We start from the raw sequence: 13972 nt of genomic DNA, 5'->3' as shown, positions 1-13972 counted from the left end.
GGCCGTCGGTGGGCGACACCCCTCGTTTGAGTGACACCGCTCAAGGAATGATCCACGCCGCCGAGGGGAGATCTTCAGCGGGAGGCGGACCGCTCGGGGAAACCGGTCCGAGGGGAATGACCCTGAGAGCTCGGGGCTCCGGGTCAGCACAGGGGAGGACAGGCCCCGGCGCCACTCGGCGCCGGGGCCCTCCGCTCGTCCGCGGCCCATCCGCCCACCCCCTATTTGTCATATGCCCGGCCCCGGGTCCCACGCGACAGCCTGACACGCCAGCCGCCGAAGCGCTGCGCCCTGAACCACCAAATCCCGGATTGGATGCGATAGATGGGGCCGCGGAGGATGTGCCGTGCCGTCAGCGCTTGGCCACGAACACGTGCGAGGCGACGTCCGCCTCCAGCTCCGCCGCCTCGCCGCTTGAGCCCACCAGCACCCCGCCCGCCGACTCCGTCACGCTGACCACCGAGCCGGGCTGCACGCCCGCGCGGCGCAGCGTGTACATCAACTGGGCGTCCGTCTGGATCGGCTCGCCGATGCGGCGCACCACGACCGTCTTGCCCTCCGTGCCCGGGTCGAGGTCGGCCAGCGACACCATGCCCTCGTCGAGGAACGGGTCAGCGCCGTCCTTCTCGCCCAGCTCCTCCAGGCCCGGGATCGGGTTGCCGTACGGCGACTCGGTGGGGTGGCGCAGCAGTTCGAGGACGCGGCGCTCCACGGCCTCGCTCATCACGTGCTCCCAGCGGCAGGCCTCGGCGTGCACCTGCTCCCACTCCAGGCCGATCACGTCGACCAGCAGGCACTCCGCGAGGCGGTGCTTGCGCATCACGCGGGTGGCCAGCCGACGGCCCTCGTCGGTCAGCTCCAGGTGCCGGTCGGCGGCCACGGAGACCAGGCCGTCGCGCTCCATCCGCGCCACCGTCTGGCTGACCGTCGGTCCGCTCTGGTCGAGCCGCTCGGCGATCCGGGCGCGCATGGGGACCACACCTTCCTCTTCCAGTTCGAGGATGGTGCGGAGATACATCTCCGTGGTGTCGATCAGTCCGGACATACGTGCCCCTCGATGAGATGTGCCGAAGGCTGGACGGCCCTGCGGCGCGCGTGCGCTGGCCCTGGCTTCAATTCTGACGCATACCGCTGACAACCGTGCCGCGCCGTTGAAACGCGGGGGTTACGCGGCCTGTCCCGCCCGCCGCGACGGCCTCCCGCCGCGCGTGTGGCCCACCGGCCCCAGGGGTCAGGCCGCCGTATTGACACGGCACTGGTCCAGACCGCACCGTGATCCGCGACACATCCACAGTGAAGGGGCACCGCATGGGCGACAGCACCCCCGCCGACCAGTACTTCGACGCCGCGATCGGCCTGCTGCACCGCGTCCGCGACGAGGAGGCCGGGGCCATCGCCGCCGCGGGCGAACTGCTCGCCGACACGGTCACCGCGGGCGGGCGGCTGTTCGCGTTCGGCGCCGGGCACTCCTCGCTGCCCGCGCAGGACGTCGTGTACCGGGCGGGCGGACTCGCCCTGATGAACCTGCTCGCCGCGCCCGGCGTCGTCGGCGTCGACGTGATGCCCGCGACGCTCGGCTCCGCCCTGGAACGCGTCGACGGCTTCGCCAGCGCCGTCCTGGACAGCTCGCCGCTGCGCGCGGGCGACGCCCTGGTGATCATCTCGCTGTCCGGCCGCAACGCGCTGCCCGTGGAGATGGCCCTGCACGCGCGCGCCCTGGGTGTGCGGGTGATCGGCGTGACGTCCGTGGCGTACGCCACCGAGACCACGTCGCGGCATGTCTCCGGGACGTTCCTGAAGGACCACTGCGACATCGTCCTGGACTCGAAGATCGCCGTCGGGGACGCGGAACTCACCCTCGACACCGTGCCCGCGCCCTTCGCGCCCGCCTCCACCGTCGTCACCGCGGCGCTCCTGCAGGCCGTCATGGCGGAGACGGCGGCCACGCTCGCCGCCCGCGGCGTCGAACCGCCCCTGCTGCGCTCCGGCAACGTCGACGGCGGCCTCGACTGGAACAGCCGCGTCTTCGAGGAGTACGGCGACCGGATCTTCTACCGGCAGTGAGCCGCGGGGGCTACGACAGGCCCTGGTCCCGCTCGCGTCTCGCCTCCGCCGCCAGGTCCAGGGCCGCCGCGATGCGTGCGGCGACGTCCTCGGCGTAGGCGATGTCGGAACGCTCGAACTGGGTGCGTCCGCCGCCGCGCAGGAACGTCACGACGCCGAGTGTGCGGCCCCGGCTGCGCAGCACCGCGCACAGCGCGTGCACGGTGTCCCGCGGCCACTGCCGGGCCGTCGCCCACGCGCGTGCCTGCTCCACGGGGACGGTGCCGACCCCGGCGCGCACCGTGCCGGAGCGTGCCACGCACTGGAGGGCGGGGTGGCCGTCGCCGTACCGCACGGGCAGGCCCGCCTCCGCGGCCGGGAAGGTCGGCCCGGGGGCGCCGGACGGGGTGGCGGCGAACCGCACCAGCCGTATGGGGCCCGCCGCCCCGGCGTCGGTGAGCGGGCCGCCCGCGACCTTGTCGACCATCGCGTGGTCGGCGAACCCGGCGAGCGCGAAGTCCAGGTGGACGGTGGCCGCCTCCGCGGGGTCCTCGCACTCGGCGGCGGCCCGCGCGGCCCGGTGCAACTGGTTGGTGCGGAACCGCAGCAGGGACGCCTCCTGCTCGCCCTGCTTGGCCTCGGTGACGTCCTGGAACAGCCAACCGACGCCGAGCGGCACCGGCTCCTCCGCGAGCGGCGACGCCAGCCGCACGAAGCCGCAGCGCCAGCAGCGCCGCTTCTCGCCCTCCGGGGCGCGCACGCTCACCCAGATCTCGGCGGGCGCGGGCGGCGCGCCCTCCGCCAGCACGTGCGTGAGCGCGCTCTCCAGCTCCTCCACGCCCTGCGCGAGCAGCTCCCCGAGGGGCCGCCCCAGAACCGCCGTACGGCCGATGCCGAGCGCGCGGGCCGCGTGCGCGTTGACGACGGCGGGCCGCAGGTCGGCGTCGACGAGGACGACGCCCCAGCTCGCGTCCTCGAACAGGGCCTCGCTCAGCGCGATGGACCGCTCCAGGTCGATCTGCGCGTGCACCTCGCTGAAGGCGCAGTACACGCCCGCGGGCTTGCCGTCCGGGCCGCGCACGGCGGCCGACTGGGTGCGCACCAGGACCCGGCCGCCGTCCTTGGTGACCAGCGCGAACTCGTGCACCTGGCGGCCGGGCGCGTGCATCGCGGACATCAGCCGCGTCTCGACGTCCACGGCGTCGGCGCTGCGCGCCGCCCACCCGGTCAGGCCCCGCCGCCCCACGGCCTCGGCGGCGCTCCAGCCGAGGATGCGCTCCGCCTCGCGGTTCCAGTGGGTGACCACCCCGTCGGCGTCGAACGCGCACAGCGCCGCGTCCATGCCGTCGAGCAGGGCGGCGAGAAGATCGGCGCCGTCGCGCTCGGGCTCGTCAGGCCCCAGCTCGTCGGTGGTCCCACTACGCCGGGAAGCACTCACCTGGACCCCCTTGGACCCCCTGCCCGTTGCGCACTCGCTACGGCGCGTCGGTTGGCTCGTTTGCGGTCATTCAACTTGAACGTGATGCAGCCCACATATGGTTCCCGCAAACATCGCCCGGAATCGTTGCACAGCGGAAACGTTTCGGACTACGTCAGTCACCGCCTGTCAGCGGTCGTCGGCGGCCCGTCGCAGATCGACCCACTCGGCGCTCTCCCCGGGCAGCACGTACCGCTCGACCTCGGTGAACCCGCGCGCCTGCGCGAACCGCAGCCCCTCCGTGTTGACCGCGAGGACCACCGTGTCGACGACCTCCGCGCCCAGCACGCGCGCGTGGGCCATCCCACGCTCGTACAGCGCCGTGCCGATGCTCCGGCCCCGGTAGGCGGGCAGCACGCGCGCGATGACCGTCGCCGCGTGCGCGGTGCCGTCCTCCGCGGTCGCCGGGGGGCGCACGGTCGAACAGCCGACGAGGACGTCACCGAGGTAGGCGTTGTCCAGCCGGTACCGTGCGGCGCGCTCGCGCACGTCGTCGAGGGACAGCGCGGCGGGCGGCACGATCGCGTTGTGGACGTCCCGCCACTGCTCCAGCGCCCGCTCCCCGTCGACGGTCTCGATCCGCAGCGCACCCGCCACCGGTCCGCGCCGCGCGTCGACCTCGATCTCGATCCGCATCCGCGGGTCGGCGAGCCCGCACTCCAGCATCGTCGCCGCGGGCCGCACCTCGGCGAAGTGGCGGTGCAGCACCGGCCAGCAGGGCTCGAAGTCCTCCCGCGCGGGCAGCAGGTAGCGCACCCGCACCACGTCGGCGAAGGTGCAGCCCGCCTCCGCGAGCGCCGCGCCGATGTTGCGCAGGCACTGCTCGGCCTGCTCCACCACGTCGTCGGAGATCGTCATCGTGGCGTAGTCGAACCCGGTGGTCCCCGACACGTACACCTGGTCCCCGTCCACGACCGCCCGCGCGCACCCGATGCGCTCCTCGAACACCGACCCGCTGAGGACCGCCCGCCGCTCCCGCTGTCTTGTCATGAGCGGAACGGTAGATCACCGGTTCGGGGAACCGGACCTGTTTTCCGACCCCTCCGCCTCGTCTCCCGATGACGGTCAGGATCTCCCGGTGACGGTCAGGAACCCCACCGCCCCCACCGTCACCAGCAGCACCGCGAGCAGGCACCAGCGGCGCGCGGTGTGCAGGGCGGCGCGGATCTGCCAGACGTGCGCCATGGCGAGCAACCAGCGCACATACGGGTCCGTACGGGCCACGTTGGCGCGGGCGCGCCCCAGGTGGTGACGGAGCAGCTCCCGGCGCCCGGGGTCGGTCTCGGCGGTCAGCGCGCGCTGGAGGTTCGCGGCGATGGCGCGGTGCCGCAGCACGTCGTCGACGCCGGTCGCGGCGGTGCCGAAGAAGTCGGCGGGGGAGGCGTCGACCAGCGCGCGCAGCCCGCGCAGCGCCGGGTCCGCGAGCGTCGCCGTCGTCGTCACCGGCGGCACCAGCACCTTGCTGACCTGCCAGATGGCGAGGCTCACCCCGGCCAGCGCCAGCAGCAGCGCGCCCCCGGCGACGGCCGCCTCCCCGAGCCCGCGCACCTTGCCCACGGCGACCAGCGGCCCGCCGCCGATCAGCGCGGCGCCGACCGCGCCGAACGCGCCGGTCATCCAGCGCGCCGCCGCGCGCAGGTCGGGCACGGCGTCCAGCGGCGACGGCAGCGCGTCGAACGGGGTGCCGGAGACACCGGCGGCGGCGTCCGGCTCGGGCGGCGGCGAGGTCACGCCCGGTCGCCGCCGTCCGAGCCGTCCCGGCTCAGGCCGTTCGGGAGGGCGACGTCGTCGGGCAGGTCCGGGTACGGCACCCACTCCGTCCCGTCGTAGAACTCCAACTCCCCGTCCGGCGCGATCCGTACGTCGTTGACCCGCGGCTCCTCGGCCATGCGGCCCCTCCCGTCACTCCCGTCGCTGCCCCCACCCTCTCAGCCCACCCTTCCCCCGATCCCGGCGAGGTAGTGCAGCACCGCCGTCACCACCGCCCGCTGCACCGGCTCCCGCAGCCGCTCCACGAGCCGCGGGTCGCGGTCACCGTCGAGGATTCCGGCGAGGACCGGGGCCAGCGGGGCGAACCCGCGGTCGGCGCCCAGCGCGGCGAGGGTCCCGCGCGTGGCCTCGGCGGTGCCCGGGTCGCCCGCCGCCGCGCCGACCAGGTTGCCCAGCGCCAGGCTCAGGTGCAGCGCGGGCCACAGCGCCACCGGAACCTCCACCTCACCGCGCAGCGCCGCCAGCGCCCGCGCCGCGACGGGCGCGTCCAGCGGGCCGAGCCCGGCGGCCACGCCCGCGTCCCGCTCGCCGTCAAGGAGCCGCCGCACCACCCCGGCCAGCGGTGTGAACGCCGGGGCCATCGCCTCGTAGCGGTCCAGGTGCTGACGCAGCTTCACCCGCGCCGCCGTGTTGCCGCGCGCCGCCGAGACCAGCGCCGCGAGCGCGGGTTCCCACACGATGCCCCACGCCGCCGCCGCGAGCGCCCCGCCCCGCGACCCGGTGTCGGCCTCCGCGCGGGCCGTGCGGGTCAGCTCCGCCAGCAGCGCCGCCAACCGGTCCTGGCCGGGCGCCAGCCGCTCCAGGAGCCGGTCCAGGGCCACCCCGGGCACCGCGGCGACCCGCGCGCACAGCTCACGCGGGGTGCCCGGCAGTTCGGCGGCGGCCCCGAACTCCCGCAGGTCGGCCACCACCCCGCCCAGCGCGTCCACGGTCCGGCCGCCGGTGAGGGCGCCCAGCAGCGCCCCCGCCAGATGGTGGGCGGCGGCCCCCGAGGCGTCACCCGCGTGGGAGTGCAGGTACGTGCCGAAGTTGGCGTGACTGACCGCGATCGTCGCCGGGACACCCGCGCGGTAGGCGTACCGCAGGCAGTCCCGGCCCCGCGCGAGCGCCGCCGTACCGCGCCCCCGCGCGTCCTCCACGGTGGCGAGCGCCCCGAACACCTCACCCAGGTGCAGATCGTCCCCGGCCGCCTCGAAGACCTCCCGGCACTCCTCCAGGACCGCCAGCGCCTCCTCCGCACGGCCGAGCCGCAGCAGCGCCAGGTAGACCGGGAAACGGGCCTGCGCGAAGTCCGGGCCCGCCGCGCCGCGCCCCGCCTTGGCCGCGCACAGCTCCGCGTTGTACTCCACCGCCCGCGCCCACGCGCCCGCGCTCACCGCGGCCCGCTGCGCGGTGTCGCACAGCTCCTCCCACACCTCCCACCACAGCACCCCCTCGCCGGGCACCCACTCCCGGGGCGTGGCCCGCGTCCGCTCCAGCAGGTCGGCCGCCTCCTCCAGCACCCGCCCGCTGTCCCCGCGCTCCAGCCGCACGTGCAGCCGGTGCACCTCCCCGAGCAGCCGGGTCCACGGGCCGAGACCGGCCACGCGCGCGTGCTCGATCTCCGCGTCCGCCATGGCGAGCGCCTCGTCCAGCCGCCCGGTGCGCAGACACAGCCCGGCCAGCGTGCCCGCCGCGCCCGCCGCCGCCCGGTGGTCCCCGGCCGCGCGGGCGGCGGCGAGGGCCGCGCGGGCCTGCCGCTCCGCCGTCGCCGGGTCGGTCACCCACAGCACCTCGCTGAGCGCGCCTGTCGGCGGCGCGCCCGCGCCGGTCGCGGCCAGCGCGGCGAGCCGCCGCAGCACCGGCAGCACACGCGCGCGCGTGGGCCTGCTGTCGTCCCGTCGCAACACCGCCTGGAGCAGCGCCTCGGCGCCCTGCCACAGCCGCGCCCGGATCAGGTACGGCGCCGCCGACAGCCCCGCCCGCGCGAGCAACGGTCCCGCCAGCCGGGCCCCTTCGGCGGCGGTGCCCTCCCGCCGCCACGCCAGCTCGAACACCCGCACCCAGTAGCCGGACATGCGGGTGTCCACCAGCTCCCGGAACGCCTCCCCGGCCCGCGCCCGCCCCCGCGCGGCGACGGCGGACTGGATGTCGTACGACGACGGGTGCCCGGGCGTCGGCCCGGTCCGCTGGGTGAGCAGACCGCGGTCCACCAGCGCGTCGAGCCCCACGGCGGGGGCGTCGGCGGCGTGGCCGAGCTGGGCGCGTACGGCGGGCCAGTTGTGGTCGACGGCGGCCCGGGTGCGGTCGGGTTCCTCCAGGCAGCACAGGAAGTGGAACAGGTCCCGCTGGACGGGCGGCAGGGCGTCCGCGATGGCGTCCGTCCAGGCGGCCAGGACCCGCAGCCGCTCGTCGGCGTCCGCGCCACCCGGGCCGCCGCTGCGGAACCCGGTCGCGGTGCCCTGACCCCCGCCGAGGAACCCGTCGGCCCGCCCGTCGGCCCGCCCGGCGGACCCCAGCAGCGCCGCCAGCCGTGCCGGGTCGGCCGCCTGCGCGTCGGCCAGCTCCAGCAGGCCCGGATGGCCCCGGGTGGCGTCCAGCAGGCCGGTGACGTACCGCCGGGCGGCGGCGGGCGCCACGCCGGGCAGCCGTCCCTCGGCCAGCCGCGCGAGGTGCGGCAGCTCCCGCGCGAGCAGCACCGCCTCGTCCGGCGTCAGCAGCTCCACCGGCACCGTGGGGACGGCCGCCCCCAGCCCCGGGGGCCGCACCCGTCCCGTCAGCACCACCCGCCCCGGCCCACCGTGCGCCGACAGCGCGGCGAGCAGCGTCCCCCACCGCCCGTCCCGCCAGCCGCCGTCGCCCCTGTCGTCGCCGTCGAGGAGCGCGTCCACGTCGTCCACGACGACCAGCAGCCGCCGCCGCGCGAGGCACCCGGCGAGGGCGGCGACGAACGCGCCGAAGTCACCGTCGAGCATCCGCACCCACGCGGACCCCGGCGCCACCCCCTCCAACGCCACCGCCAACTCCGCGAGCGCGCCCTGCGCGTCCGTGCCCGACCAGCGGGGCACCGCGCACCACACGACCCCGTCGAAGGAGTGCCCGTGCGTCTCGACCAACTCCCGCACGCACGCCGTCTTCCCGACGCCGGGCATCCCGAGCAGCAGCACCCCGCACGCCCCGCCGCCCGGCGCGAGCACGGCGCTGGCCCGCGCGAGCAGCGCGACCCGCCCGACGAACCGCTCGGCCGGGGGCGGCATCGCACCCTGTCCCGCGGCCTCCGCCTCCGCGGCGGCGTCCGAGCCCTCCGCTCCCGCAGCGGTGTCCGAGGCCCCCGCCCCCGCCGCGGCGTCCAACCGCAACCCCGCCGCCAGCCCCCCGAAGAGCGCCGGAGTCACCGCCTCCAGCGCGGGACCCCCGTCCGCCCCCCACACCCCCCGCACCGCCCCGCGCAACGCCTCCGGAAGCGTCCTGCCCTCCAGGACCAGCGCCCGGTACACCCGCTCGGCGAGCGCGATCGCGAAGTCGTCCGCCACCGGGTACCGCATCGCCAGCACCGCGCACCCCAGCCGCCCCGCCAGCTCACCGGCGAGCGCGCCGACGACCTCCGTACGACCGGCGGCGGCCTCCCCGTCCCCCTCCGTGCGACCGGCGGCCTCCCCGTCCCCCTCCGTGCGACCGGCGGCCTCCCCGTCCCCCTCCGCCCCGGTCGGCACCCCCAGCCGCCGTCGCCGTTCCCGGACCGCCACCGCACCCGACCAGCAGGCCGACAGGGTCACCAGGGACACCCCGCGCGCCGCGCCGAGCAGCTCCGCGAGGTCGGCGGCGTCCACGCGGTCGGGTCGTCCGGTGTCGTCCTCCAAGAGGAGTTCGCCGGGGGTGCCGTGGGCGGAGAGGTGCAGGACGTCCCAGCCCTCCGGCCGGGCGAGGAGCGCGGCGAGGCGCTCGCGCGTGACGCCGTACTGGAGGGTGTGGAGCTCCACCGCGCGCCCGGAGTCCGCGAACAGCCGGGTCAGGGCGACCCGTTCGCGCCGCAGGTTCAGGGCCCGGCTGCCCTCCGGCAGGCTGAACAGCGCCAGCACCCGCACGGGCCGTCCCGGCTCCCGCGCGGGTGGTGGCGCGTCGCCGTCGACCTGCACCACCAGGGTGACGTCCCGCACGGCGAGCGGCCCGCCGCCCGCGTGGGCCAGCTCCAGCGGCACGTGCAGCAGCCCGCGCGCCGCCGGGGGCGCGACCACCCGGACCACCGCGGGAGCCGCGGCGAGCAGCGCGTCGGCCACCGGGCCGAGCACCCGCGCGCCGATCCAGGCGCCCAGCTCCCGCACGATCTCCCGCTCCCGGGCCACCCGCTCGTCGGGCGGCGCGTGCCGACGCACGTACCCCGGCAGGTCGACGAACGCCTCGTACAGGGCGCCGTCCCGGTCCAGCCGCACCTCGTGCCCGGCGAGCAGCCGCCCGTCAGGGCCGGTCAGCTCCCAGCGCCACCGGTCGGGCCCGGTGAAGTCCCGGACGGCGAGGACGAGTTCCACCGCCGCTCAGATCCCCAGGGTCCGCCGCAGGTACCGGATACGCTCCACCGCCCCCTGCACCTGCCCGCGCGCCGGGTGCGACCGCGGGAACCGGCGCAGCGCCTCCTCGTACATCCGCTGCGCCTCCGCGGCGTGCCGGACCTGGCCGCTCTGCACCAGCGCCAGCAGCGCGCCGCCGAGGTTGACCGCGCGGACCGGGTACATCGGGTCCTTCAGCGGGGTGTCGTCCAGGGCGGCACGCGCGTGCGTGAGGGCCTCCTCCAGGGTGCCGGGGTCGGGGAACTTCTGGGCGCGGCGCAGCAGCGAGTTGGCGAGGTTGGACCGCTGTCCGGCGTGCTCGGCGTGGCCGGTCGGGAGGATGTCGAGGCAGGAGCGGTACAGGGCGATGGCCTCGTCGATGTCCTGCCGCCGTCCGCCGCGGTCGAACGCCTCCTGGAGGGAGGTCGCCAGGGAGGACATGTGGCGGCCCAGTTCGGGGTCGCCCGGCGGGGAGGCGTCGACGGCCTGCCTGCCGTAGGCCAGCGACCGGTCGAGGAGCGCGGGGTCGCGTTCCCGCTCCCAGCGCAGCCGGTACAACATGCACAGCGCGGACAGCGCGGAGGCGTGGTGGGGGTCGTCGGGCGGGTACTGGCCGCGCGCCCGCTCGGCCGCCAGGACGGCCCGCCGCAGCAGCCCCTGGTCGCCGGTCTGGCCGTAGGCCAGCCGCAGCGCGTCGGCGGTGCTCAGCGGGTCGTCCGCCGTCTGCCCCGCGGGATCGGACGCGTCGGACCCACCGGAGTTCCCGGACCTGCCGAACCATCGGACCACACCCGCCCCCTACGCGTCGGTGGACGTTCGATGGTACGGCGCGCACGCCCCAAGTCGACCCGGGCAAGGCCGAGTTATTCCCCTGAAACGAACCGTTACGGCGCCGTCATCCCTTGCTGACCGCCGCGAGGATCTCCGGCAGCCGCGCGGCGGTCCGCGGCGCGGCGAGCCGCAGCCCCGCGAGGAACAGCGCCGCCCCGTACGCCGTGCCGCCGGGCAGCAGCAGCCACGTCCAGTCGTCGCCGCCGTCGCTGGTGTGCAGCCAGATCGCCGCGGCGATGACCGGCGCGCACAGCAGGGCCGCCGCGAGCATCCCGCCGAACACCGCGATCCAGGCGATGCCCGCCTGCCCGGGGGCGACGTTCTTGTGGCTGTCCTGCGGGATGGAGTACGGGAAGCGCGCCGACGCCCACGCCCCGGTCGCCAGCATCGCGCCGAGCAGCGCGAAGGACAGCCCCAGCGCCTCCGGCAGCCGGGCCCAGTCGTCGAGCATGGCCGTCGTCAGGACGGTGACGAGGGTGGCGTACGGCAGGGTGACCATCAGCAGGGCGAGGGCACGCGCGCGTAGTTCGTCGTAGGCGTCCCGCGGGGAGGAGATGGTCATCGCGACCATCCAGAAGGCGGAGGTGTCCTGACCGAACTGGTTGTACATCTGGATGCCGAGCATCCCCGCGGCGAAGCAGGCGAAGTAGATCGACCCGGTGCCCTGGAGGGCGTTGAACACCGGCACGATCAGCCCGATCGCCAGCGACGTCACCCAGGCCGCCTTGGTCTTGGGGTCGCGCCACACGTACCGCAGGCTGCGCTCCATGACGGTGCCGGTGCGCCCGCCGGGCAGCAGCCGCGCCAGCCCGCTCGCCCCCGCCCGCTCCCGCGCGGCGCCGTCGCCCGCGGCCTGGAGGGTGGACCCGTCCGGTGCGGTCATCAGCCGGTTCAGGTGCTCCGACCAGAGGAGGACGAGCAGCGCCACGGCGGCGCCGCTCAACGCGAGTTGCAGCAGCCCGGTCCCGTACGCGCCCTGGCTCATCGAGTCCACCGCGTCGATCGCGGACGCGGGGGGTATCCAGCGCACCACGTCGGCGAACGGGTCGAGCTGCCCGAGGCCGGCCGTGCCCACCCGCTGCACACCGAAGTTGACGAGTTGCGCGCCGACCGCGATGACCAGTCCGCTCAGCACCGCCAGATCGCGGCCCCTGCGGCTGGTCAGCAGCCGTACGTTGGCCGCGGCGACGGCCCGCGCGAGCGCCACGCACACCAGCAGCACCAGCGGCACGGCGACGACGGCGGTGACGTACCCGGCCGCGCCGTGCGCCACCGCGACCACCGCGCCGACGGTCAGGCACAGCGTGAACAGCGGCCCGATGCCGACCAGGGAGGCCGCGAGCAGCGCCCGCACCAGCGGCCTGGGCCGCAGCGGCAGCATCACCAGCCGGGTCGGGTCCAGGGTCTCGTCGCCGCCGGGGAAGAACAGCGGCATCACCGCCCAGCCGAGCGCCAGCAGCGCCGTCAGCAGCACGACGACGGCGTCGGCGTGCGCGTCGCCGCGCAGCAGCACCAGCCCGAGCAACTGCCCCGCGGCGACGAGCAGCGCGAACACCCCCGACGCGATGTACGCGGCCCGCCGCCCGCCGGACCGCCGCAGCCCGTTGCGCAACAGCGACAGCTTCAGCCGTACGAGGGTGGCGGTGGCGCTCGTCATCGGGCCCCGCCGCCCAGCCAGTCGAGGTGGGAGGCGGCGTCCCGGCCGCCCGCGCCGACCAGGCTGAGGAACGCCTCCTGGAGGGTGGCGGCGTCGCCGCGGACGTCGGCGAGCGGCCCGGTCGCACGGATCCGCCCGGCGGCCATGACGGCCACCCAGTCGCACAGCGACTCCACCAGCTCCATCACGTGCGAGGAGAACACCACGGTCGCGCCGGAGGCGGTGTAGCGCTCCAGGACGCCCCGGATGGTCTGCGCGGACACCGGGTCGACGCCCTCGAACGGCTCGTCCAGGAAGAGCACTTCGGGGTTGTGCAGCAGCGCGGCGGCGAGACCGATCTTCTTGCGCATCCCGGTGGAGTAGTCGACGACGAGCTTGTGCTGCGCCCCCGCCAGGTCGAGGACGTCGAGGAGCTGGGTGGTCCGCTTGTCGACCTCGGCGCCGGGCAGCCCCCGCAACCGGCCGGTGTAGGCGAGCAGTTCACGCCCCGACAGCCGCTCGAACAGCCGCAGCCCCTCCGGCAGCACCCCGATGCGGGCCTTGACCTCCACCGGGTCCCGCCACACGTCGTGCCCGACGACCTCGACGGTCCCCTGATCGGGCCGCAGCAGCCCCGTCACCATCGACAGCGTCGTCGTCTTCCCCGCCCCGTTGGGCCCGACCAGCCCGATGAACCGCCCCGCGGGCAACTCCAGATCGATCCCCCCGACGGCGACCTGCTCCCCGAACCGCTTCCAGAGCCCCCGCACACGCACGGCCACCACGTCTGACTTGGTCATGTCCAAACCCTACGGCGGGGACGCGCCCCAAAAAGGCGCGGGGCTGTGTCGATATGCGGCTCCGCCGCGTGGGCGCGATCAGCCACACACGACCCGCACCCGCCGACGAGGGATCAACCCGGCAGACGAGAAGGCACCCTCACCGATCCCGCCCACACGCATAAGCCAACGGCGAGATCAACTCCTCCACATCCGGCAGCCACCGGTTCACCGCGGTAGGTCGGCAGGCCCACTGCACCGCCCCCCGCGACCCGAACCGCGTGGGCGGCGCCGCCACGTACGCCCCTTCCCCGCACGCCACCAGATCCAGGGACGCGGGCGCCCAGCCCAGCTTCCGTACCAGCTCCGGCACCTTCACCGCCGCCCCCGGCAGCACGAAGAACCGCATCCGCCGGTCCGGCGTCAGCGTCACCGGCCCGAGCCGTAGCCCCATCCGCTCCATCCGGGCCAGCGCCAGGAACCCGGCCGTCTCCGGGACGGAGACCGCGTCGAAGGTGCGTCCCGTCGGCAGCAGGATCGACGCGTTCGGCTGCTTCTGCCACATCCGGCGTGCGACGGTCGCGCTGCCCGTCGCCTGCGTCGCCCAGTCCGGGCGCTGGGGGTGCGCCCCGGGCGCATCGCACGCGGCGTCACCACAGGAGCAGAGCTGCACACCGTCGACCGCTTCCAGCCAGGTGCCGGGGAACACGTCCCAGTGGCGGTCCTCGGCGTAGCGAACTGCGGTCTCCAGCAGCGATTCCCCGCGCTGCTTCGGAATCTGGACGGCATCGGTGGCCGGGATCGTCTCTTCCACGCCCAACACAACTCCCGTGCCCACCGCGGGTTACGGCCGGTTCGCGCGCGGGGGAGGAGCACCGACGCCCGGTCCGGGGCGCACGGGTGCATGTCCGGG

The 13972-nt window shown here is 75.7% G+C and carries 11 protein-coding genes; 1 reads left to right on the top strand and 10 read right to left on the bottom strand.

Features of this window, described 5'->3' with window-relative positions:
- Positions 1 to 352 precede the first annotated feature (352 nt).
- A complete protein-coding gene (locus tag ACFQZ6_RS16025; protein WP_381609251.1) occupies positions 353 to 1045 on the bottom strand; it encodes a metal-dependent transcriptional regulator in 693 nt (230 codons plus the stop codon).
- A gap of 263 nt (positions 1046 to 1308) precedes the next feature.
- On the opposite strand from ACFQZ6_RS16025, the gene ACFQZ6_RS16020 reads away from it, so the two are divergent.
- The gene (locus tag ACFQZ6_RS16020; RefSeq protein WP_381609248.1) at positions 1309 to 2064 is read left to right on the top strand and encodes an SIS domain-containing protein; all 756 of its coding nucleotides are present in this window, start codon (positions 1309 to 1311) and stop codon (positions 2062 to 2064) included.
- A gap of 10 nt (positions 2065 to 2074) precedes the next feature.
- Here the strand turns inward: ACFQZ6_RS16020 and ACFQZ6_RS16015 are convergent, their stop codons facing one another.
- The 9 genes from ACFQZ6_RS16015 to ACFQZ6_RS15975 all read right to left on the bottom strand — a co-directional run bounded on the left by ACFQZ6_RS16015 (position 2075) and on the right by ACFQZ6_RS15975 (position 13882).
- Positions 2075 to 3481, bottom strand: a complete 1407-nt coding sequence (locus ACFQZ6_RS16015) for a PAS domain-containing protein (RefSeq protein ID WP_381609245.1) — start codon at positions 3479 to 3481, stop codon at positions 2075 to 2077.
- A gap of 168 nt (positions 3482 to 3649) precedes the next feature.
- Positions 3650 to 4510: a GNAT family N-acetyltransferase gene (locus tag ACFQZ6_RS16010; RefSeq protein ID WP_381609242.1), complete on the bottom strand. Its 861-nt coding sequence runs from the start codon at positions 4508 to 4510 to the stop codon at positions 3650 to 3652.
- A 75-nt stretch (positions 4511 to 4585) separates the two neighbouring features.
- The gene (locus ACFQZ6_RS16005) at positions 4586 to 5251 is read right to left on the bottom strand and encodes a hypothetical protein (RefSeq protein ID WP_381609239.1); all 666 of its coding nucleotides are present in this window, start codon (positions 5249 to 5251) and stop codon (positions 4586 to 4588) included.
- On the bottom strand, positions 5248 to 5409 hold the full coding sequence (locus tag ACFQZ6_RS16000; RefSeq protein WP_381609236.1) for a hypothetical protein: 162 nt from the start codon (positions 5407 to 5409) through the stop codon (positions 5248 to 5250). The genes ACFQZ6_RS16005 and ACFQZ6_RS16000 overlap by 4 nt, the downstream gene beginning before the upstream one ends.
- A gap of 39 nt (positions 5410 to 5448) precedes the next feature.
- The gene (locus ACFQZ6_RS15995; protein ID WP_381609233.1) at positions 5449 to 9795 is read right to left on the bottom strand and encodes a CHAT domain-containing protein; all 4347 of its coding nucleotides are present in this window, start codon (positions 9793 to 9795) and stop codon (positions 5449 to 5451) included.
- 6 nt (positions 9796 to 9801) lie between these two features.
- The gene (locus tag ACFQZ6_RS15990) at positions 9802 to 10602 is read right to left on the bottom strand and encodes a hypothetical protein (RefSeq protein ID WP_381609231.1); all 801 of its coding nucleotides are present in this window, start codon (positions 10600 to 10602) and stop codon (positions 9802 to 9804) included.
- A gap of 106 nt (positions 10603 to 10708) precedes the next feature.
- On the bottom strand, positions 10709 to 12301 hold the full coding sequence (locus ACFQZ6_RS15985) for a transporter (RefSeq protein ID WP_381609228.1): 1593 nt from the start codon (positions 12299 to 12301) through the stop codon (positions 10709 to 10711).
- Entirely contained in the window at positions 12298 to 13080 is a 783-nt protein-coding gene (locus ACFQZ6_RS15980; protein WP_381609225.1) for an ABC transporter ATP-binding protein, read from the bottom strand. Before ACFQZ6_RS15980 ends, ACFQZ6_RS15985 begins: the two co-directional genes overlap by 4 nt.
- A gap of 139 nt (positions 13081 to 13219) precedes the next feature.
- The gene (locus tag ACFQZ6_RS15975) at positions 13220 to 13882 is read right to left on the bottom strand and encodes a bifunctional DNA primase/polymerase (RefSeq protein ID WP_381609222.1); all 663 of its coding nucleotides are present in this window, start codon (positions 13880 to 13882) and stop codon (positions 13220 to 13222) included.
- Between the last annotated feature and the right edge of the window lie 90 nt (positions 13883 to 13972).

The sequence above is a fragment of the Streptomyces flavalbus genome (genome assembly GCF_042674625.1).
Classification (GTDB): Bacteria; Actinomycetota; Actinomycetes; order Streptomycetales; family Streptomycetaceae; genus Streptomyces; species Streptomyces flavalbus.
The sequence above is the reverse complement of the archived record's forward strand: the minus strand, read 5'-3'. Positions and strand labels throughout refer to the sequence as shown.

Bases quoted from the DNA above. Each gene is read 5' to 3' on its own strand.
- ACFQZ6_RS16025 (WP_381609251.1), bottom strand. From the start codon at position 1,045: ATGTCCGGACTGATCGACACCACGGAGATGTATCTCCGCACCATCCTC.
- ACFQZ6_RS16020 (WP_381609248.1), top strand. From the start codon at position 1,309: ATGGGCGACAGCACCCCCGCCGACCAGTACTTCGACGCCGCGATCGGC.
- ACFQZ6_RS16010 (WP_381609242.1), bottom strand. From the start codon at position 4,510: ATGACAAGACAGCGGGAGCGGCGGGCGGTCCTCAGCGGGTCGGTGTTC.
- ACFQZ6_RS16000 (WP_381609236.1), bottom strand. From the start codon at position 5,409: ATGGCCGAGGAGCCGCGGGTCAACGACGTACGGATCGCGCCGGACGGG.
- ACFQZ6_RS15985 (WP_381609228.1), bottom strand. From the start codon at position 12,301: ATGACGAGCGCCACCGCCACCCTCGTACGGCTGAAGCTGTCGCTGTTG.
- ACFQZ6_RS15980 (WP_381609225.1), bottom strand. From the start codon at position 13,080: ATGACCAAGTCAGACGTGGTGGCCGTGCGTGTGCGGGGGCTCTGGAAG.